The sequence below is a fragment of the Streptomyces varsoviensis genome (assembly GCF_000718635.1).
GTDB classification, from domain to species: Bacteria; Actinomycetota; Actinomycetes; order Streptomycetales; family Streptomycetaceae; genus Streptomyces; species Streptomyces varsoviensis.
The window spans coordinates 120,756-139,851 of record NZ_JOBF01000002.1 but is presented as its reverse complement, the minus strand read 5'-3'; the positions used below and the strand labels follow the sequence as shown (position 1 = coordinate 139,851).

Below are 19,096 nucleotides of genomic sequence, written 5' to 3'. Positions count from 1 at the left end.
CCGGCCCACCGCTCGAAGCCCGCCGTCCGGTTCACGCGACGTGCCGGCCCCGCGGGCCCGCGAGGGCGTAGGCCGCGGTGCCCGTCGCGGTCAGGGTCAGGGCGGTCCAGGTGGCCGTCGGGGTGCCGGGGGGCAGCAGCAGCCAGGCGGCGACGCGTGTCGGGGTGTTCGTCGGGGGCGGGACGAAGAGGCCGACGGCGGTCCAGAGGACCGGGAGGGTCCAGGCGTACGCTCCCCCGCAGGCCGCCGCTCCGAGGGCGGCGAGGCCCATCAGGCCGGCGCTGTCCCGGACGATGAACTCGGTGCCGGCCATCTCGTCGCCCAAGGTCCGTACGGCCAGCGCCACGGCCGCCACGACGGCGGCCGCGAGCAGCACGTGTGCCGCGCGGCGGGGCACCCAGCGGATCGCGGCCGTACGGTCCAGGGCGAGGTCCTGGCCGCCGAGGCCGACGGAGGCCGCCGCCACGCCCGCGGTGAGGGCGAGCGCGGCGAACTGGGGATCGCCCGGGCCCGAGCCTGAAGCCGAGGCCGCCCCCGATCCCCCGCCGCCCCGCCCGAGGGCCCACATCCCCACGGCGGCGATCACCGTCGCGGCGAACGACGCGGGCATCTGGCGCGAACGGGAGTACAGCGTCAGCCATCTCACCGGGACGCACCCCCGGGCAACTGGTCGAGCGCGCCGCTGTCGCCGCAGGCGAGCGCGGCCTCGTGCACGGCGTCGATCCGTGCGCGCTGTTCGGCCGGCGGCAGGGCCCGGAACCGCTTCCAGACGGGGAGGGCGCGCGCGGTCTGCCGGTCGGGGTCCTGGGCCGTGCCGGGGAGCGGCTTGAGGTCGCCGAGGACCCAGGCCGCCGCGATGTCCTGCGCGACGATGTCCGACATCGAGCCGCCCTCGCGCTCGCTGCGGGGCGCGCAGGCCGGTGCCAGGCCCTGACCGAGCAGGGCCCGGGTCAGTTCCTCGCCCTTGGCCTTGCCGATGGCGCCGTCGCCGAAGTCGACGAGTACGGCCGTACGGGACCGTTCGGGCGTGTCGAGGAGGTCCCGCAGGCCGGTGCTCTCCCGGATCTCGACGGGCGCCCGGGCGCCCAAGGCGCCGTGCAGCAGGCGCAGCGCCTTCTCGCCGGGGCCCGCGAGGTCGTGGAGCCGCGCCTCGTGCAGCTTCGTCACGCACACCCGGCCCTCGCAGACCATGGCGGCGGCGGCCGTGTCGACGACGTAGGTGCGGCGCGGGTCGGAGGGCAGCACGAGCAGGGCGAGCACGGACCCGGCCAGGACGGGCGCTACGGCGAGCAGCCGGCCGCGCCTGGTCGCGGCGGCCAGCAGCGCGAAGCCCGTCGCGGCCAGGCCCAGCAGCCAGAGCGTCTGGCCGAGGTGTACGGGGGCGGAGAGGGTGAGCAGCACCTCGCGCACCTGGGAGACGGCCGGGGAGAGGAGCACGAGCCGGTTCGGCGCGGCGGGGCTGGGGATCGCCGGTCCCTCCGCCGTGCGCAGGAGGTTGGTGAACACGAAGGCGGCGACCGTCAGCGCGGGCGGGGTGAGCGGGGACGGCAGCGTCCGGCCGAGCCCCATGCCCAGCACGGCCGCCGCGATCAGGGCGAGGGCCGCGACGAGCGAGATCGGCAGCCAGCCGAGGTGCTGGTACGCGCCGCCGGCGAGAACCTGGGCCCCGCCCACGACGAGGAGCAGGGCGAAGCCGGCGACCAGGGTGAGCGCGATCGTGCCCGCCAGGGTCGCCGCGCGGTGCCAGGCGGGCCGCGGCGTGCTCGTCAGCAGTTCGCCCATGGCGGAGCGGTGGTCGCGCAGCCCCTGGAGCGCGCCGAGCCCCAGGACCAGCGGCCACAGGAAGACCAGCAGGGAGCGGGTCCACATGGCCAGGGACGTCCACTGCTCCGTCCACCGCACGGTGTCCCAGGCCCACGGGCCGGGGATCAGGTAGAGGAGCGCGAGCGCGAACACCGGGACGAGGGCCCCGGCCCAGGGGGCGACGGACCTCCGCAGTTCGATGCGTGCGACGCGGCCGTTCACCAGCTTCCCCTTTCCCGGCCGGAGCCGGCGAGCAGCGCCGAGTAGCCGCGTTCCAGCGGGCTGTCGCCCACGTGCTCGGGGCCGCCCGCCGCGGCCAGTTCGTCCGGCGTGCCCTGGAAGACGAGCCGCCCCTCGGCGAAGAGCACCACGTCGGTGCAGGCCGCGGCGACGTCCTCCACCAGGTGGGTGGAGACGACCACGCAGGTGTCCCGGCCCAGTTCCTGGAGCAGTTCGCGAAAGCGCAGCCGCTGCGCCGGATCCAGACCGACCGTCGGCTCGTCCAGCAGCAGGACGGCCGGGTCATTGACGATGGCCTGGGCGATGCCGACGCGCCGCACCATGCCGCCGGACAGCGCCTTCATCCGGTCGTCGGCGCGGTCCGCCAGGCCCACGCGCTCCACGGCGCGCTGTACGGCCCCGGGCACGTCCGCCTTGGGTACCTCCTTGAGCCAGGCCATGTACTCGACGAACTCGCGCACCGTGAAGCGCTTGTAGTAGCCGAACTCCTGCGGCAGGTAGCCGATCCGGCGGCGCAGCGCCCGGTGTTCGCCCCTGCCGCCGGCGGACTCGCCGAGCAGTTCCAGGCTGCCCGCGGTGGGCCGCACCACCGTGGCCAGGGCCCGGATGAGGGTGGTCTTGCCGGCGCCGTTGGGGCCGAGGAGGCCGTGCACGCCCGTGCCCAGCGACAGGTCGAGCCCGTCGACGGCCATCCGGTTCCCGCCGACCCTGACCTTCAGCCCGGTGGCCCGGATCTGCCAGGCGTACGTCGTGGGTGCGAGGTCGGCCGCGCTCACCGCGCGCGTCATGTGTCGTTCCTTTCCGAGGTTCAACGTCGGGCTCCCAGCACGGTGTACGCGCCCCTGCGGGCGGTGACGACGGCGGCGCCGAGCACGAGGACCAGCCCCCACACGGGCAGACCGTCCGGCCGGAGCGCCAAGGGTGCGTGGCTGACGGCGACGGCGGGCGCGACGACGGCCGCGGCCCACGCGCCCACCAGGGCGAGCGCGGCGCGGGTCATCCCGATGACGCCGCCGAGCGCCAGGGTGGCCGAGGTGAAGGCCAGGCAGGGCAGCAGCCCCTGGGCCACCATCACGCCGGTCACCCATCCGCACACCAGCAGCGCGGGTACGACCACGGCGAGCACGGCCGCGGTGCGCCGCAGCACGAGGTGGAGGCCGGCTCTGGGGGCCGCGGTGGTCAGCTCGTACGCCGGGTCCAGGCCGCGCGACCAGGACGCCGCGACGCCGAGTACGGGCAGGACCGGGGCGAGCAGCAGGACCAGCGACACCCCGCCGAGGCGGATGTCGGCCAGGTCCAGCAGCAGTGCGAGCACGGTCACACTCACGGCGGTGGCCAGCCACGGCACCGCCGCGGGCGCCAGCCATCCGGACAGCCAGGCGGGCCGGCGCCGCCGGCGGGGGGCGGTGGCGGTGGCCGCGAGGCGGGGTTCGAGGTCCGACCAGACGGCGTCGACCAGCGCTGTGACGGCGGGCGCCCGGGTGGTGGCGGCGACCGCCAGTCGCTCCCGGCACACGGGGCACGTCTCCAGGTGGGTCTCCAGGGCCCATACCTCGTCGGTGGCCATGCCGGTGTCGCCGCGCGCGTAATCGTCGATCATCCGCATCGAGGCGTGGCCGCCCGCCGTGTCGGCGCCGCCGGCGCTCAAGCCCGCCCGCGAGCCGGCCCTCCTGTCAGCGCTTCCGGCGCTCGTGCCGGCACCACTCATGTCAGCACCGCTCGTGTCGGCGCTCCCGGCGCCCCTGTCCGCACCACTCATGTCAGCGCCTTCCGCATCGCGATCCGGGCCCGGCGGGCGCGGGTCTTGACCGTGCCCTCGGGCACGCCGAGCAGGGCCGCGGTCTCCCTGACCGTCAGCCCGTCGACCACCATGGCCTGGAGCACCTGCCCGAGTTCGGGCGCCAGTCGCCGCAGGGCGTCGCCGACGTCACCGCCGACGGTCGACGCCAGCGCCTCGTCCTCGGCGGCGGGCGCGGCTCCCGGGAGCGCGGCGGCCGACGGCGGGTCGGCGTGGTGGGCCCTGCGCCGGAAGGCGTCGACGAGGCGGCGTGCCGCGATCGTCCACAGCCAGCCGACGGCGCTGCCGCCCACCGCCGCTCCGGCGAACGCGCCCGCCGCGCGCCACACGGCCAGATAGGTCTCCTGCATGACCTCGGCGACGATCTGCTCGTCCGCGCAGCGGCGGCGCAGCCGTACGGCCATCCATGGGGCGGTGCGCCGGTACAGCTCCTCGAACGCGGCGCGGTCGCCCCTGGCCACGAGCCGGACGAGCCGTTCCTCGTCCACCTCGCCGCCCGGGTCTTTCCTCACTGATCTCACACCCCCTAGACGCCCGCGCCGTCGGCGAGGTTTTCACCTGGGAGTGATGCCGGTCACATGCCTCTGGTCCCTGCGCGGTCGCCTTCCCTGCTACGGGACGGTGTGATGGGCCGTCACGGACGCGGGGCCGCCAGGACGGTCAGGGCGAGTTGGTGCAACCGCGGGTTGGCGGACAGGGCTCCGGTGCCGCCTCGGGGCGAGGCGCCCAGGAGATCGGTGCAGACGCCGCCGGCTTCCGTCACGAGGATCTGGACGGCGGTGATGTCCCAGGGGTTCACGACCGGTTCGGCGGCGATGTCGAGGGTTCCCTCGGCGACCATGCAGTGCTGGAGGAAGTCTCCGAAGGCGCGGTCCTCCCAGCATTCCTCGGCCAGGCGCAGATAGGCCGCCCGGGAGTGGAAGGCGTCCCAGGTGCGGGTGCTGGTGGTGGACAGATAGGCGTGGTCGAGGCGGGTGTGGGCGGAGACCCGCAGGGGCACGGCGGCGCTGTCGGCCGCGCCGCGCCGCAGCCAGGCGCCCTGCCCGGCCGCCGCCCACCAGCGGCTGCGCAGGGCGGGGGCGCTGATCACGCCGACGGTGGGCCGGCCGTCCTCCAGCAGGGCGATCAGCGTGGCCCACACCGGCACCCCGCGCAGGAAGTTCTTGGTGCCGTCGATGGGGTCGACCATCCATGTGCGGCCGGCGGTGACGGAGCCGCCGGTCTCCTCCCCCGCGAAGGCGTCCTCCGGGCGGTCGGACCGCAGCGCCTCGCGTACGGCCGTCTCGACGGCGGTGTCCGCGTCGGTCACGGGCGTACGGTCCAGCTTCTCCCGGACCCGCAGGTCGCGGGCGCCGAAGCGGCGGCCGGTGATGCTGTCGGCGATGTCGCCGAGCCGCAGGGCCAGTTCGAGGTCGGCCTGTCGTGACATGGAGCGCCTCACTGCACGCGTCGTAGGTTTCGGGGCCCGGCCCCCGGCGGTGCGGGCAGAGTGCCGGGGCCGGGCCGGCGGTGGCCGAGTCGGCCGCGTACCGTCATCGGCGCGATTCGACCGCGTACCGTACGAGCGCGTCGCAGTGCCGGTCGACCTTGCGGAAGGCCTCGGCGTACTGGTCGATGAGTTTCATGTCCTCGGGCCAGTTGGTGAAGGTGGGCAGGGACAGGGCGTGCCGCTCGACGTGTTCGGCGTGCGAGCCGGCCCGTGGCGCGGCGCGTTTCTTGGGCGTTCCGGGAAAGAGGGGGTTCTCCGGGCGGGCGTAGAGCGGCAGGGTCGACAGCCGGGGGCCGGAGGGGGCGCCCACCTCCATGCCTTCGGCGCGCAGCGCGTCGATGAGCACGGAGCGCGGGACGCCGCCCAGCGCCTCGGTCCGGTAGAGCGGCTTGTAGCCGTACCAGGCGCCCATGTCGACGTGGTCGGCGACGTGGACCGGCTCCAGGTAGGGCACGTCGCGCAGTTGCTCGCCGAAGTAGCGCAGACAGCGGTGGCGGGCTTCCTTGCGGGCCGGGAACGCGGCGAGCGCGTGCCGGGCGACGATGGCGTTGAACGGCGACATGCGCAGCTTGAGCCCGTAGCCGGTGACCCAGTGCGCGCGCAGGCCCTCGTCGAGGACGCTGTCGCGGGAACGGTCCCGGTAGTGCCCGAGGAGGGTGGCGCGGTCGTGCACGCCGGGGTCGCTCGTGACGAGGATGCCGCCCTCCCCCGCGTAAATGGCCTTGTTGGCCTGGAGGGAGAAGACGGCGGCGTCGCCGAAGGTGCCGACGGGCCTGCCCTTGTAGTGGCTGCCGTGGGCGTGGGAGCAGTCCTCCAGGACGCGCAGCCCGTGGCGTTCGGCGATCCGCAGGATGGCGTCCATGTCGCAGGGGTGGCCCCATTGGTGGACGACCGTGACGATCTTGGTGTGCTCGGTGATCGCGGCTTGGAGCGCGGCGGGGTCCAGGCCGCGGGTGGCAGGGTCGATGTCGGCCAGGACGACGTCGCCGCGGAGCGCGAAGACGGGGCTCAGCGCCGCGTGGTAGGTGAGCGCCGGCCCCACGACGTCCACGCCTTCGCGGACGCCGAGCGCGAAGTAGGCGGCGAGGAGGGCGCTGGTGCCGGAGTTGAAGGTGACCGCGAAGCGGGCCCGGTTGTCGAGGAACGCGAGGAAGTCGGCCTCCAGCCGGCCGATGGGGCCGCTGTTGCCCTTGATGGAGATGTCGGTGTTCCGCTGCCCGGCCAGTTCGGACAGCTCCGTCTGGTCGGCGGGGGGCGGCCAGACCTCGTGCGGCAGCGGCTGTTCGATGACGGGTGCGCCTCCGAGGAGGGCGAGTCGTTCGTCGCTGGTCATATGTCCTTCCTGCGTTCGCGGGTGGGCTGGGGAGGCGGGGCCGGGCGCCTCGTTGCCCGTACGGCCGACCGCGCCCGTGCGGCGGGTGGCGGGCTCGTACGGCGGGTGCCGGGCTCGTACGGGGGGCGTCGGCCTCGTACGGGGGGGGCGGCGTCGTGGCGGCGGGTCAGGCGCACTGCTCGGCGAGTTCGTCCTGTTCCCGTAACCGGTCCCGGTAGATCCCGTCGATCACGCGTACGGTGGCGAGTTGGCGCTGGAAGTGGTCCTGGCGGTAGTAGCGATCCTCCAGGTGGCCCAGATGGTGGGCGATCATGGACCGTACGGCGTCGGACTTGGGGCCTTTCCAGACGCAGCGCTCCAGCGGCGGCCCTCCGGTGGAGTGCAGGACCGCCACGCCGGGGCCGACGCTCAACGCCCCCTTCGTCCCGAGCACGCAGAGGTGTTCGATCTTCTCGTAGTTGTGGCGTGAGATGCGCAGCGAGCCCGCCAGCCCCGTCGCGGGGTAGCTGCACATGAGGCTGACGAGGTCTTCGAGCCGGCGTTCCCGCATCTCCTGGTAGTGGTGCACGAAGGCGGAGTGCACGCGCGGCGGCTCGGGGAACATCCCGCTGAGCACGTCGATGAGGTGGTAGCCCATGTCGAGGAGCACCCCGCCCATCGCCTGTTCCCGCGAGGCCCGCCAGCCCGTCGTCGGATCGGCCAGGTTGAAGTGGTAGTCGTACGAGAACCAGTAGGCGTCCCCGATCCGCGCGAGGTTCTCCTGGGCGAACTGGAACACCGGGTTGAAATTCCGCTGCAACAGCGTGTAGACGCTGCGGTCGGCCCGTTGCGCCAAGTGCATCAGGTGCCGGGCCTCTTGTTCGGTCACGGCGAACGGCTTCTCCTTGATGACGTGCCTGCCGTGCGCCAGGAGTTTCGCGCAGACCGGGAAGTGCTCGCTGTGCGGCACGGTGACCAGCGCGGCGTCGAAGTCGGCCTTTTCGAGTGCCTCGCCGAGGAGTTCGTAATGCGGGAACCCCCACTCGGCGGCGAGGGTGGGGGCCGCCGGCGCGGGGTCGACGCCGCCGACGATATCCGCGTTCTCCCGCACGATCGGCAGATACTCCTTTCCTTGGTGTCCCACAAATCCGACCACCAGGACCCGTGGTCGCGGTCGCTCGTTCTTCCACTCGTCTTCGGGCATGCGGAATTTCCCCTCGCAGAAGATCAATAGATGATGGCGGGGAGGGCGGGGGCGGCAGCGGCGGGGGCGGGTTCGGTGGAGGCGGCGGGGAAAGGCTCGTGGAGTTTACGGGCGAGGGCTGGGCCGCCGGCCGTTCAGCGCGCTTCGCGGCGTTCCGCGGAGGCGTCGGCGAGCCAGGCGTGCGCCGCGGTCACCACGTCCTTGATAAAGGTGCCGGCGCCGCACCGGACGTTCTCGTCGAGCGGCGAGAGATCATCGGCCGCTATCCACGCGAACTCGGTGTGCTTGTCCCATTCGAGTTCGGGCGCGGAGAGGTCCCCGTCCACCTCGACGACGTAGTCGGACTCGACGTGCCGTACGCCGTCCGCCGTCCACTCCCCGTGCGCCACCCGCGCGAGGACGCGCCGCAGCCGCCAGCCGGTCTCCTCCGCTATCTCCCTGCGGACCGCGTCGAGCAGGGACTCCCCGTCCTCCACGGCGCCGCCGACGACGTCCCAGCAGCCTGGGAAGAGGCGCCGGTCGGGCGAGCGCCGCTGGACGAAGATACGGTCGTGCCGGTCGCGGATCAGCGCTCCTACCACCTGCCGTGGTCCGGCCGCCTCGGCTGTCGCAGCCTCCTGGGCCGCCCCGCGCGGCTCGGGCGCCCCGGCCGTCTCCATCGCCTGGGCCATCTCAGTCGTTCACCGGAATCGCACGGCTGACGAATGCGCGGTCGCGGCCGAAGGAGGGCTGCTGGAGGAATTGAGCGAGGGCAGCCGCACGCCTGCTTTCGCGGTTCCCGCTGGCCATTCTTCCCTCATTTCACCTGCACACAAGGCTCTTTTTCCTCCGAGAACACTACCCGGAACACTGGAGAGAGCCCGGTTCCGCAGAGCCCTTCGGCCGCCTCAACTTGTTCTTGACACGGCGTCGCCCTTCATAGGGCCGAGCACCCACCGATCGGCGCCGTGCAGCCGATCGGCCGGCGCGGGCACTCGGGCACGTAACGCATCGCGGAACGCTATCACCGCGATCTCCCTGCGGGCCGGGCAAGGGGCTCCCCTCGGGGGTTCCCGCAGGGATTCGCGGGCTTCGATCCACTTCTTGACGCGGCGTCAATTCGTATGGTAAAAATTCTGATTCGGTGAGTGCGGCGCGTCCAGTCGAGAGCAGACGTTCGAGAATTCCGCGCCGACCCACCGGCCGTTATCGCCTCGGTTCTCCTATTCCGCAGGCGAGGCGTTTCCTCTCCACGCTCCCCCTAAACGACCATTTTCAGGTCACGGCAGAGCATTCGGCGATCGAATATATTGGCCGGATTCGCCGCCCCTCGCCGTGGCCCTGGCCGTGGCCGAGGCCGTGAGCGTGACCGAGACCGAGGGGTCAGGCCCCCGTGAAGCGGGCCGGGCGCTTGTCGAGGAAGGCGCTGATGCCCTCTTGCCCGTCCGCTGTTTCGAAGAGGTGGCCGAGTGCCGCCTGCTCCGCCGTGAGCGCCGCGTCGAGCCCCTGGGCCACCCCGCCGTCGATAACGCGCTTGGCCTCGCGGACCGCGAGCGGCGCCCGCGTCGCGAGGAGCGCGGCGAAGGCCAGGGCCCGCTCCATCAGCGCCTCCGGCTCGGCGACCTCGGTCACCAGACCGTGCCGGACGGCCTCGTCGGGCCGTACGCTGCGGCCGGTCATCACCAGCTCCTTGGTGAAGCGGGTCCCGGCGGCCCTGGCCAGCCGCTGCGTGCCGCCGCCGCCCGGGATGAGACCGAGCGTGACCTCGGGCAGGGCGAACCTGGCCCGGGTGGCGGCCAGGATGAAGTCACAGCACAGCGCGACCTCGAAGCCGCCGCCGAAGGCGTATCCGTTCACGGCGGCGACGCTGGGCTGCGGCAGCCGTTCGAGGGCGTCGAAGACCTGGCGCGACGCGCGCTGGTACTCCAGGAACGCCTCGGTGCCGACGCCGGAGTACTCGCCCACGTCGGCGCCCGCGATGAAGCCGCGGCCGGTGCCGGTGAGGACGACCGCGCGGACCTCCCGGTCCTGCCGGACTCGTACGATCTGCTCGCCGAGGGCCGCGACGAGCGCGCCGGACAGCGCGCCGAGCTTGTCCTCCCGGTCGATCCGCAGGACGCGTACGACGCCGCCGCCGATGCCGCCGCCGTCGATGGCGTGGTCCTGGACCGCCAGATTCTGGTGCGGGTGGTCGGTCTCGCCCGCCACGACGGCGGGTCGCCGCTCCTCTCGCGCGGTCATCGGCCCTCACCCACCAGGGCGGTCAGGTTCTCCGGGTCGAGGACTTCGCCGAGGACGGCCGCCGTGTGCTCACCGGTCCGCGGCGGCGCGAGGCGCTGCCGCCATGGCGTCGCGCTGAGCGATATGGGGCAGCCGACCAGTTCGATCGGCGTCCCCGCCGGCCCGTCGAGGGTGACCAGCAGGTCGGAGCCCTCCTCCCGCAGCTCGTCCACCGCCTCCTTGGTGGTACGCACGCGCGCCGCCCAAATCCCCTTCGGGAGCAGCGCGTCGAGCCAGTGCTGGACCGTGTCCGTACGCGTGATGTCCTCCAACGCCCGTTTGGCCGCGTCGCGTTCGGTCCAGGCGTCGAAGTCGGCGAGGGCGGGGTCTCCTACGGCCTCGGCGACCGTGTCGAGCGGCGCCATCGCCACGGCGAGCCACCCGTCGCTCGCCTCGTAGACCCCGAACGGCGCCGACAGCCACGCCTGGCCGATGCCGGAATCGGACCGCTGATACTCCGTGCCCTGGTTGACGAAGGTCGAGATCTCCTGGCACTGCATCGCGATGGCGGTCGAGTACAGGTCCACCTCCACCCGCTGGCCGATGCCGTGGGTGGCGCGGGCGACGATGGCCGCCAATATGCCGTTGGCCAGGGTCAGCGCGGTCGCGTGGTCCACGATGGCCGTACCGGCGGGCGTCGGCGGATCGCTCGCGCGCCCCGTCGCGGCCGCGAGCCCGGACATCGACTGAATGAGCAGGTCCTGGCCCGGCCGGCCCGCCCGGGCGAACGGGGTGTCCTGGCCCCAGCCGGAGCCCGAGCAGTAGATGATGTCCTCCCGTACGGCCTTGAAGTCGTCGTAGCCGAGTCCGAGCCGGTCCATCACGCCGGGGCGGAAGTTCTCGACGACGACATCGCACGTCGCCCCCAGCCTGAGCAGCGCCTCCCTGGCCCGCGGGTCCTTGAGGTCCAGCGCCACCGAGCGCTTGTTGCGGTTCATGGCGAGGAACGCCGCCGACTGCCCGTCGACGTACTCGCCCATCATGGCGAGGCCGCGTTCCCACTCGCCCTCCGGGCGCTCCACCTTGATCACGTCCGCGCCGAGGTCGGCGAGGATCTGGGTGGCGAACGGGCCCAGCATCATCTGCGTGAAGTCGAGGACGCGGATGGCGTCGAGCGCTTGCATCGTCTTGTTGTTCCTCTCGGTCTGTTGGGGCATGTCTCTTGAGGCATGTCTGTTGGGGCATGTCTCTTGGAGCTGTTGAGGTGGTCGGGTCAGTTGAGGTGGTCGAGTCAGTTGAGGTGGCGGGGCAGGCTTCGCCGCAGCGCCTGCCGGTCGGTCTTGCCCGCGGCGTTCCTCGGGATCTCGGGTACGGCGTAGACGGCGACGGGCTTCTTGTAGCCGGCCAGGGCGGCGGCGCAGGCGCGCGCGATGCCGTCGAGGATCTCGGCGCCGGGGGCCTGTGGGGCACCGAGGGCCTGTGGGGCGCCGGCTTGAGCGCGGAGGCCGCCGTCGGGCGGGCCGCCGCCGTCGAGTACGACCGCGGCGGTGACGCCCTCGCCCCATACCGGGTGGGGCATGCCCAGGACGGCCGCCTCGTGGACGCCGTCGACCGTGGAGAGGACCCGTTCCACCTCGGCGGGGTAGACGTTGAACCCCCCGGTGACGATCATTTCGCTGGAGCGGCCCAACAGGCGTACGTAGCCGTCGGCGTCGATCTCCGCCAGGTCGCCGGTACGGAACCACCCGTCGGCGAACGCGGCGGCGGTCAGCTCGGGGCGGTTCCAGTACCCCTCCATCACGGTGTCGCCGCGTACCACGACCTCCCCGTCGACCAGGCGCAGCCCGATGCCGTCGACGGCCCGCCCCGCCGATCCCAGCCGGCCGGGCATCCCGGAGGCGTGGTCGGCGGGGGTCAGCACCGTGAGCGGCGCCAGGGCCTCGGCCAGCCCGTAGAACTGGGTGAGGACTCCGGGAAAGACCCGCTCGGCCCGTTCGAGCGCCGCGATGTCGATGGGCGAGCCGCCGTACGGGACGGCCCTGATGCCCCGGGGCGGGGGCGCCCCCGCCGACTCCTCGGCGGCGCGCGCCACACGGTCGAGCATGATCGGCGCCAGCGGAAGGACCGTCACCCCGAACGCGTCGACGGCCGCCAGGACCTCGCGCGGATCGAAGTGCGCCATCGTGACCGTGGCCGCGCCGCTCACGGCGCAGTCGAGGCCGATCGAGCCGCCGAAGTGGCTCATGGGGGCCACGGCCAGGACGACATCCCCGGGGCCGATCGCGGGGAGCTCGCGCAGCGCGCGGGCGGTCTGCGCCACCCACGTCGCATGGGTGACGACGACCCCCTTGGGGCGGCCCGTCGTCCCCGAGCTGTACATCAGCATCGCGACGTCGGCGGGGGCCGGCGCGGGCCACGCGGCCTCCCCTGGAGCCGAGTCCGCCGCGGCTGCCGCCAACGCGTCCGGGGAGAGGAGGTGCGTGGCGGTCCGGCCGGGGCCCTCGGGGGTGTTGTCGGGACTGTTCGGCGCGTCGCGGGGAGCTTCCGGTGCATCGGCGGGACCTTCCGGCGCATCGGTGGGGTTGGTGGGCGCGTCGGCGGGCCTCTCCGGCGCGGCGGCGGGGCTCTTCGGCGTATCGCCGTGACCTTCCAGCGCGTCGCAGGGATGGTTCGGCGCGTCGGCGGGGCCCTGCGGCGCGTCGGCGGAACTGTTCGGCGTATCGCCGGGACTATTCGGCGCGTCATCGGGGCCCTGCGGCGCGTCGGCGGGAGCGTTCGCCGCATCGCCGGGACCGTTCGGCGCGTCGGTGGGGCTGTTTGGTGCGTCGCCGGAACTCTCCGGCCCATCGGCGGGGCTCTTCGGCGCGTGGCCGGGCCTCTCGGGTGCATCATCGGGGCTCTTCGGCGCGTCGCCGGGCCTCTCGGGCCCACCGGCCGGGCTCCCCGGCGCGTCGGAGCAGACCACCACGCGTGCTGCGGAGCCGGCCTCGGCGAGGGCCGCGTGGATGTCGGCCTCCGCTTCCGCGCGGCAGCAGACCACTCGGGCGTCGCAGTCGGCGGCGATGTCGGCGATCTCGCGCGCGTGCAGCCGCGGGGAGAGCGCCACGCGTACGAGCCCGGCCCCGAGCACGGCGCGGTCGAGTACGCGGAGGATCACGCTGTTCGGCAGCGCCAGCACGATCCGGTCGCCGGGGGCGGCGCCCAGCGCGGCCAGCCGGGAGACGGCCGCTCGGGCGAGGGAGGCGACCTCGGCGAAGGTCAGCCAGCGGGGGTCCCGGCGGGCCTCTCTCCCAGGCGCCGCCGTGTCAGCCGCCGCTCCCCCGGCCTCCGTCGAACACAGCGCCGGGCGGTCGCCGTACGCGGCTTCGACCCGCGCGAACTGTTCGGCGATGGTGCGGGGGCGGGGGTGAGGGTGAAGGCCGCCCGGGCGGGGTTCAGACGCGGACATGCTTGTGCCACAGGGCTGTCAGCTCGGCCGCGAGCGCTCGCGGTCGTACGCCACCGGTCACGCCGTTGTGCAGCGTGTGCGCCGCCGCGCGCTGGTAGTCGGGGTAGCCGGGGAGGCGTGGCCGCAGGAACGAGCGGTCCATCGTGGCGAGCGTGTCGCGGTAGAAGTGCGTGACCTCGGCGTCGACCCGTTCGTCCAGCCAGACGGAGCGGCGGCCCGCCTGCCCGCCGGCCTCGTGCGCGTACCCGGCCTGGGTCCGCGCCGACGTCGCGAACCGTACGAAGGCGGCGGCGTCCCGCCCCGCCGCCGAGCCGGCCGCACGGGCCGAGACGGCGAGCCCCACTCCGCCGGTCAGCGTGCCGACGGGGGCGTCGCCGAGACGCGGGGCGTCGCCGAACGCCACGAGCGCTTGGCGCGCGCCGGGCCGGGCGTAGGTGACGTAGCCGAACACCAGCGGGCAGTAGAGGGCGGGGTCGCCGGGGCGGGCGAGGCGTTCGTGCACGGTGATCGGGTCGCTGACCAGCGACGCGGGCGCGCAGAGCGCGAGGAGGCGGACAGCCCGTTCGATGGCCTCCTCCAGAAGTTCGGGGTCGATGCCGGCGTTCCCCCACCATTCCGGGCGGCCGTCGCCGCTCCGGCGCCAGTGGTCGCGCGGGCCGACGGCGGTGTTCCGGACGGCCTCGCACAGGGACAGGACCGTGCCCCACAGGTGGGTCGGGTTGGCCGCCAGCAGCACCGCGTCCCGTCCGTGGCGCCGCGCGAACTCGCCGACTTCCTCCCATCGGACGGGCATCTCCGCGCGGGCGACGGCGTCGGCCCGGCAGGCGCTGACCATGCACGCGGCGTCGACGGCGCCGCCCCACTGACGCCCGTTCCAGTGGTAGCTGGAATGGCTCGCTCCGGCCGAGTCCTCGGCGCGCTCGGCCAGTTCCTCGGGGAGGAACACGCTGTCCAGCGGCAGCAGGGCGCCAGCTTCCACCGCGTCCCCGATGAACGGGTGGTCCAGCGCCACGAGGTCGTACGCCGCCGCCAGCTCGGCCACCGGGGTGTCCTCGAACTCCCGCAGCGAACGGACGGTCCAGTCGATGGCCACCCCCGTCCCGCGCTCGAACGCCTCGCCGCAGGCCCGGAGCGCGTCGATGCCGCGCGGGTGATCCCAGGTCATTCCTTGAAGGCGGCTCGGATCGTTCCGCATCAAGACCTCCTCGTCCGGCTCGTCGGGCACGGCGCACCGGACTCGTCGGTACGCTGCCACCTCGGCTTGGTAAAACGTCTTACCAGACTAGCCTCTGCACTGGATGTCGAGCAAAGGCGAACGCTGATCCGGCGACTCGCGCCCCCGCCGGGCGGGGCTTCTGGGCACCGACACACCGAATCGGCTCGCGGTTACGCCGACCGAGATCAACTTCAGCCCGCGGTTGCGCGACCTGGACGACCAGCGGTTCTGGCGGGCCACGATGCCCGGCGTCGAGAGGCACGTACGGCGCGGTGGAGGACCTGGCCCGCAACCGCGTGAACCTGAACGAGGTGATCACGCACTGGCCGGACATGCTGAAGGTCGCCGGTTCCCTGGTCACCAACCAAGTCCGCGCCTACGACCTGCTGCGCTTGTTCGGCCGCGACGGCCGCCCCGCCCCTCTCGGGGCGGCGTTCGCCGAGTACGGGCGGATCGCCAAGACCGAGCACCTGCTGCGCGTCGTCGACCCGGTCGACGACACCTACCGCCGGCAGATGAACCGGCAGCTCACCGTGCAGGAGTCCCGCCACAAGCTGGCCCGGGATGTGGGCCACGGCAAGCGCGGCACCATCGACCAGGCGTACCGCGACGGCATGGAGGACCAGCTCTCCTCGGCGATGACCTGGGCCAGGGGGCGTTGTGCTCCAGCCAGGTAGTCGCACAGTACTGGGGTGCTGGTCACCAGGTTGAGGAAGGCCTTGATGCCGGGGGCGTCCCGGGGGTCAGCAGACGGTAGTTCAGAGTGTGCTCGGGCAGGGCTGAGGGGACGGACAGCCCTTCTGGGCGGTTACGTACGGCATCGAGCTGGTGGGCCTACATCTGCTCCTACTGGTCGAAGACGAGTGCTTCCTTGCCCGAGGTCTGCGGCGTCGGCGATCTCGCGGATCTCGTGGGGTCAGGTGTGGGCGCTGGCGGCAGTCTGCGTGGTGCTTGCCGTACTGCTCACGGCGCAGATCGCCGACGAGGCTTCCGGATCTCGCGCCTCCTGAGCAGGCGGCGGGCGCCGTACCCCCGAGGGGTGCGGCGCCCGGACGGGGCGATGGTGCTGGCCGCAGGGGCGCCGTCGGCCGCGGCTACTTGGTGTAGCGGGTGGCGAGCGCCGGGGACTGGCCGCCGAAGGCGGCGAGGTCGGCGGTGAACACGTCCTGGAGGAGCTGGTAGTCCTCGACACCGGGGGCGCTGACGGTCTCGCCGAGCTCCAAGCCGCGCAGGGCGCCGGTAACGAGGTCGTCGGCGCTCATGCGGGGAACGGCGCTCATGTCCAGGCCCTGGGAGGAGTGGAACTCGGTGGCCACGACACCGGGGCAGACCACTGCGACGGTGACGCCGGAGTCCGCGACCTCGGCGGCGAGGGTCTGGGTCATGGCGACCAGGTAGGCGAGGGTTCCGGCGTACACGGCGCGGCGCGGCATGACTTCCGGTCCCGCCGGGCCGGAGAAGGCGATCATTCCGGCGACGTTGAGGATGGTGCCCCTTCCGCGCTGCTGCATGGGGCCGACCGCGGCGCGCATGAGCTGGGTGGGGGCGAGGACCTTGACGTTGACGAGTTCCTGGGCCTTGTCGGCGGGCAGGTCGGCCAACGGCATGTAGTGGGAGACGCCGGCGTTGTTGACGAGCATGTCCAGCGGCTCGGTGGCACAGATCTCCGTGAGGGCGTTGATGCCTTCGGTGGTGGCCAGGTCGGCGGTGACGGTGCGCACGGTGGTCTCGGGGTGGGCGGCGGCGAACTCCTCCAGGCGCTCCTGGCGGCGTCCGACGATGATGAGGTCGTAGCCGTCGGCGGCGAAGCGTTCGGCGAACGCCTTGCCGATGCCGGAGGTCGCGCCGGTGACGAGGGCGAGCTTGCTCATGAGGAGGATGTCCTTTCGGGGACGCGGCTCAGGCGGCCGGGTCGGTGGGGGTCTGGTGCAGCCAGGCGAACTCGCTGCGGTACTGCTCGGCGGCGGCGCGTTCGGGCTGGTCGTCGCCCAGGTCGTCGCCAGCCAGGGGGTAGCCCTGGCTGTTCGGGAACCAGGACAGGAACTCGATGATCAGCGGCAGTTCGGCCGGCGCCCGGTCGCCCGCCACCTGACGGCGGGCGGGGCCCAGCCGGTGCACGGTGATGTCGCCGTGGTGCGCCATCTCGCGGGTGCGGGCGGTGAAGCCGGCGCCGCTGCCGCAGAACCAGCTCATCCGGATGCTGCTGTCGACGATCTAGCAGGCGGCAGCTCATCCGGACGCTGCTGTCGGCCATGTAGCAGGCGGCCATCCGCGTGTACCAGCGGCGGTCGCGGCTGTGGCGCTCGCGCAGGACGAGCTGGGTGGCCTGGCTGATGCTGTCCATGACGGCCTCAGCCATTGAGGCGGGTCAGCAGTGTGGGCAGGCCGCGGGCTCCGGACAGACCCCGGTCGGTGACCTCCCCGGCATCGATGCCCGCATCGCGCATGGCCTGGTCGAACAGCTCCATGTCCAGCGCTTCCACCTTGGACAAGTGCTCGACGTTGTCGGTGCGGACCATGGTGTTCAGCAGGCTCAGCGCGGCGCTGGCGGCGCTGCCGAGCTTGAGCACGTCCACCAGCGAGCCGAGGTCGAGGTCCAGCTCGGCGGCGACGGCGACGATGTCGGCGATCGAGCGCTGGTTGAGCATCAGCAGCGCGTTGTTGAACAGCTTCGCCGTCTGCCCCGCGCCGGCCTGCCCGAGGTGCACGACGTGGGCGGAGAACGCCTCGAACACCGGGCGGCACTGCTCGAAAGCCGCGTCGGGCCCGCCGACCATACAGGTCAGCCGCTTCGCCTCGGCCGCCGGACGGCCGCCGCTGACCGGCGCGTCCAGCACGGCGACCTGCTGGGCCGCGCACTGCTCGGACAGACGGATGGCAGTGGCCGGGAGGCCGGTGCCGTGGTTGACGACGACGGCCCCGCGGCGCAGGTGCGGCAGCATCTGGGCTACAAGCCGTTCGACGTCGTCGTCCGTACCCACGCACAGGGCAACGACATCGCATGCGGCCGCCAGATCCTCGATCGAGTCCGCCGCCTCGTGCGGGGTCCCCGCGAGGGACTCCAGGGAGGTGGGGCGCCGGGCCCAGACCCGCAGGGGCAAGCCGGCCTCGGCTACCGCGCGGGCCATCGGCAGACCCTGGTCGCCCAGGCCGATGAACCCGACGACGGGAGTGTCCTTGGGTGCTGTGGTTCCGTTCATGAACCCCAGCATCAGCACTATTCGGATGAATAGGTAGTCGACTCTCTTTCCTGGGATTATCAGTACCAGGATAGGTAAAAGACCTATCTGTCACGATGGCGGCATGTCCACCACCGAACTCGGCGAGGCCCTGCACGCCTGGCGCAACCGAGTCACCCCCGACCAGGCCGGACTCTCCAGCGGTGGCCGCAGACGCACCCCCGGACTGCGGCGCGAAGAGCTGTCCCAGCTCGCCGGAGTCTCCGCGGACTACATCATCCGCCTCGAACAGGGACGGGCCCGAAACCCCTCCCCTCAAATCATCGAATCGCTCGCCCGCGCCCTACGCCTGGACAGCGGTGAACGCGAGCACCTCTTCCGCCTCGCCGGACTCGCGGTGCCAGGACCCGGCACCGTGCCCCGCCACATCACCCCCGGTGTGCACCGCATCTTGGACCGTCTGGACTCCACCCCCGTCGCCGTCTACGACGCCACGTGGACCCAGCTACTGGCCAACCCGCTGTACACCGCGCTGATAGGAGCATGGTCCGGGCCGGACCTCAACGCCGCCTGGCGGGCTTTCGTCACCTCCACCACCCGCGTACGCCACACCCCGGAGTCCAACGGAGCCCTGCAACGGCTCCTGGCCGCCGACCTGCGCCGCAGCAGCGCCCTGTATCCGCAGGACGCCGTGCTCGCCGACCTGATCACCCAACTGCGGCGCCGCAGCACACTGTTCAGTGAACTGTGGGAGTCCGGGGCGACCGCCGAGCACCAGTCCAGCCGCAAGACCATCGACCATCCCGCCATCGGCCCGATCACCCTGGACTGCGACGTCCTCCACGTCGCCGGCAACCACCTGCGGATCATGGCCTACACAGCCGAACCCGGCACCCAGGACGCCGAACGCCTCGCCCTGCTCTCCGTCATAGGGACACAGACCCTCACCGGGTGAGACCGCCACGGCATGCTCCTTGCCCAGCGAAGCAGAGCTCCCTGTCGTCAACGATCCCTTGACGACAGGGCAGCGGCGCGTCCAATGAACCCGTGCAATCAGGGGGTTGCGGCGGCGCGAATCCCATCAGATCCGATGATGATTGCTGACAGGGTTCGACGGCAGACAGGCTCCGATCCTCCGCACGGAAAGGGCCCCTCGGTGGCGAACCTGGTCTACAAGCGGGTCTCGACCGACCAGCAGTCCACCGCCC

At 72.7% G+C, this 19,096-nt stretch carries 17 protein-coding genes and 1 pseudogene; 2 read left to right on the top strand and 16 right to left on the bottom strand.

Annotated features, from left to right (window positions below):
• Positions 1-31: 31 nt before the first annotated feature.
• The 13 genes from IF55_RS03175 to IF55_RS03115 all read right to left on the bottom strand — a co-directional run bounded on the left by IF55_RS03175 (position 32) and on the right by IF55_RS03115 (position 14,688).
• Positions 32-646 carry a hypothetical protein gene (locus IF55_RS03175; RefSeq protein ID WP_030874670.1) on the bottom strand — a complete coding sequence of 205 codons (615 nt, stop codon included), beginning with the start codon at positions 644-646 and terminating at the stop codon, positions 32-34.
• Positions 643-2,025 carry an ABC transporter permease gene (locus IF55_RS03170; RefSeq protein ID WP_030874673.1) on the bottom strand — a complete coding sequence of 461 codons (1,383 nt, stop codon included), beginning with the start codon at positions 2,023-2,025 and terminating at the stop codon, positions 643-645. Before IF55_RS03170 ends, IF55_RS03175 begins: the two co-directional genes overlap by 4 nt.
• Positions 2,022-2,831: an ABC transporter ATP-binding protein gene (locus tag IF55_RS03165; RefSeq protein WP_030874675.1), complete on the bottom strand. Its 810-nt coding sequence runs from the start codon at positions 2,829-2,831 to the stop codon at positions 2,022-2,024. Before IF55_RS03165 ends, IF55_RS03170 begins: the two co-directional genes overlap by 4 nt.
• A gap of 20 nt (positions 2,832-2,851) precedes the next feature.
• Positions 2,852-3,643, bottom strand: a complete 792-nt coding sequence (locus tag IF55_RS03160; RefSeq protein ID WP_030874678.1) for a zf-HC2 domain-containing protein — start codon at positions 3,641-3,643, stop codon at positions 2,852-2,854.
• 155 nt (positions 3,644-3,798) lie between these two features.
• On the bottom strand, positions 3,799-4,353 hold the full coding sequence (locus IF55_RS03155) for an RNA polymerase sigma factor (RefSeq protein ID WP_398244403.1): 555 nt from the start codon (positions 4,351-4,353) through the stop codon (positions 3,799-3,801).
• Positions 4,354-4,475: 122 nt separating this feature from the next.
• Complete coding sequence (gene hisN / locus IF55_RS03150) at positions 4,476-5,270, bottom strand: histidinol-phosphatase (protein ID WP_030874682.1); 795 nt, start codon at positions 5,268-5,270, stop codon at positions 4,476-4,478.
• A gap of 103 nt (positions 5,271-5,373) precedes the next feature.
• A complete protein-coding gene (locus IF55_RS03145) occupies positions 5,374-6,663 on the bottom strand; it encodes a DegT/DnrJ/EryC1/StrS aminotransferase family protein (protein WP_030874684.1) in 1,290 nt (429 codons plus the stop codon).
• A 166-nt stretch (positions 6,664-6,829) separates the two neighbouring features.
• Positions 6,830-7,846: a Gfo/Idh/MocA family protein gene (locus tag IF55_RS03140; RefSeq protein ID WP_030874686.1), complete on the bottom strand. Its 1,017-nt coding sequence runs from the start codon at positions 7,844-7,846 to the stop codon at positions 6,830-6,832.
• Between the two features lie 134 nt (positions 7,847-7,980).
• Positions 7,981-8,517: an NUDIX hydrolase gene (locus IF55_RS03135; protein WP_245661039.1), complete on the bottom strand. Its 537-nt coding sequence runs from the start codon at positions 8,515-8,517 to the stop codon at positions 7,981-7,983.
• 691 nt (positions 8,518-9,208) lie between these two features.
• Positions 9,209-10,066, bottom strand: a complete 858-nt coding sequence (locus tag IF55_RS03130) for an enoyl-CoA hydratase/isomerase family protein (protein ID WP_078643524.1) — start codon at positions 10,064-10,066, stop codon at positions 9,209-9,211.
• Positions 10,063-11,262 (bottom strand): CaiB/BaiF CoA transferase family protein, encoded by a 1,200-nt coding sequence (locus IF55_RS03125; RefSeq protein ID WP_048831478.1) that lies wholly within the window; start codon positions 11,260-11,262, stop codon positions 10,063-10,065. Before IF55_RS03125 ends, IF55_RS03130 begins: the two co-directional genes overlap by 4 nt.
• Positions 11,263-11,336: 74 nt before the next feature.
• On the bottom strand, positions 11,337-13,493 hold the full coding sequence (locus IF55_RS03120) for an AMP-binding protein (protein WP_048831477.1): 2,157 nt from the start codon (positions 13,491-13,493) through the stop codon (positions 11,337-11,339).
• The gene (locus IF55_RS03115; RefSeq protein ID WP_037962455.1) at positions 13,480-14,688 is read right to left on the bottom strand and encodes a type 2 periplasmic-binding domain-containing protein; all 1,209 of its coding nucleotides are present in this window, start codon (positions 14,686-14,688) and stop codon (positions 13,480-13,482) included. The genes IF55_RS03120 and IF55_RS03115 overlap by 14 nt, the downstream gene beginning before the upstream one ends.
• Positions 14,689-14,899: 211 nt before the next feature.
• Here IF55_RS03115 and IF55_RS03110 point away from each other — a divergent pair.
• Positions 14,900-15,344, top strand: a pseudogene (locus IF55_RS03110) (Tn3 family transposase); the annotation flags it as partial.
• Between the two features lie 459 nt (positions 15,345-15,803).
• On the opposite strand, the gene IF55_RS03105 reads toward IF55_RS03110, so the two are convergent.
• The 3 genes from IF55_RS03105 to IF55_RS03095 form a co-directional block, all read right to left on the bottom strand.
• Complete coding sequence (locus tag IF55_RS03105) at positions 15,804-16,580, bottom strand: SDR family NAD(P)-dependent oxidoreductase (protein WP_030874696.1); 777 nt, start codon at positions 16,578-16,580, stop codon at positions 15,804-15,806.
• Between the two features lie 28 nt (positions 16,581-16,608).
• Entirely contained in the window at positions 16,609-16,902 is a 294-nt protein-coding gene (locus IF55_RS03100; RefSeq protein ID WP_030874698.1) for a hypothetical protein, read from the bottom strand.
• 158 nt (positions 16,903-17,060) lie between these two features.
• Positions 17,061-17,909 (bottom strand): NAD(P)-dependent oxidoreductase, encoded by an 849-nt coding sequence (locus IF55_RS03095; RefSeq protein WP_245661038.1) that lies wholly within the window; start codon positions 17,907-17,909, stop codon positions 17,061-17,063.
• A gap of 103 nt (positions 17,910-18,012) precedes the next feature.
• Between IF55_RS03095 and IF55_RS03090 the strand changes: the two genes are divergently transcribed.
• Positions 18,013-18,843 carry a helix-turn-helix transcriptional regulator gene (locus tag IF55_RS03090; RefSeq protein ID WP_030874702.1) on the top strand — a complete coding sequence of 277 codons (831 nt, stop codon included), beginning with the start codon at positions 18,013-18,015 and terminating at the stop codon, positions 18,841-18,843.
• The last annotated feature ends 253 nt before the right edge of the window (positions 18,844-19,096 follow it).

Excerpts from the sequence above, each read along its gene's own strand:
- IF55_RS03100 (WP_030874698.1), bottom strand. The coding sequence starts at position 16,902 with ATGAGCTGGTTCTGCGGCAGCGGCGCCGGCTTCACCGCCCGCACCCGC.
- IF55_RS03135 (WP_245661039.1), bottom strand. The coding sequence starts at position 8,517 with ATGGCCCAGGCGATGGAGACGGCCGGGGCGCCCGAGCCGCGCGGGGCG.
- IF55_RS03090 (WP_030874702.1), top strand. The coding sequence starts at position 18,013 with ATGTCCACCACCGAACTCGGCGAGGCCCTGCACGCCTGGCGCAACCGA.
- IF55_RS03125 (WP_048831478.1), bottom strand. The coding sequence starts at position 11,262 with ATGCCCCAACAGACCGAGAGGAACAACAAGACGATGCAAGCGCTCGAC.
- IF55_RS03120 (WP_048831477.1), bottom strand. The coding sequence starts at position 13,493 with ATGTCCGCGTCTGAACCCCGCCCGGGCGGCCTTCACCCTCACCCCCGC.
- IF55_RS03095 (WP_245661038.1), bottom strand. The coding sequence starts at position 17,909 with ATGAACGGAACCACAGCACCCAAGGACACTCCCGTCGTCGGGTTCATC.
- IF55_RS03140 (WP_030874686.1), bottom strand. The coding sequence starts at position 7,846 with ATGCCCGAAGACGAGTGGAAGAACGAGCGACCGCGACCACGGGTCCTG.
- hisN (WP_030874682.1), bottom strand. The coding sequence starts at position 5,270 with ATGTCACGACAGGCCGACCTCGAACTGGCCCTGCGGCTCGGCGACATC.
- IF55_RS03130 (WP_078643524.1), bottom strand. The coding sequence starts at position 10,066 with ATGACCGCGCGAGAGGAGCGGCGACCCGCCGTCGTGGCGGGCGAGACC.
- IF55_RS03115 (WP_037962455.1), bottom strand. The coding sequence starts at position 14,688 with ATGCGGAACGATCCGAGCCGCCTTCAAGGAATGACCTGGGATCACCCG.
- IF55_RS03160 (WP_030874678.1), bottom strand. The coding sequence starts at position 3,643 with ATGATCGACGATTACGCGCGCGGCGACACCGGCATGGCCACCGACGAG.
- IF55_RS03165 (WP_030874675.1), bottom strand. The coding sequence starts at position 2,831 with ATGACGCGCGCGGTGAGCGCGGCCGACCTCGCACCCACGACGTACGCC.
- IF55_RS03145 (WP_030874684.1), bottom strand. The coding sequence starts at position 6,663 with ATGACCAGCGACGAACGACTCGCCCTCCTCGGAGGCGCACCCGTCATC.
- IF55_RS03105 (WP_030874696.1), bottom strand. The coding sequence starts at position 16,580 with ATGAGCAAGCTCGCCCTCGTCACCGGCGCGACCTCCGGCATCGGCAAG.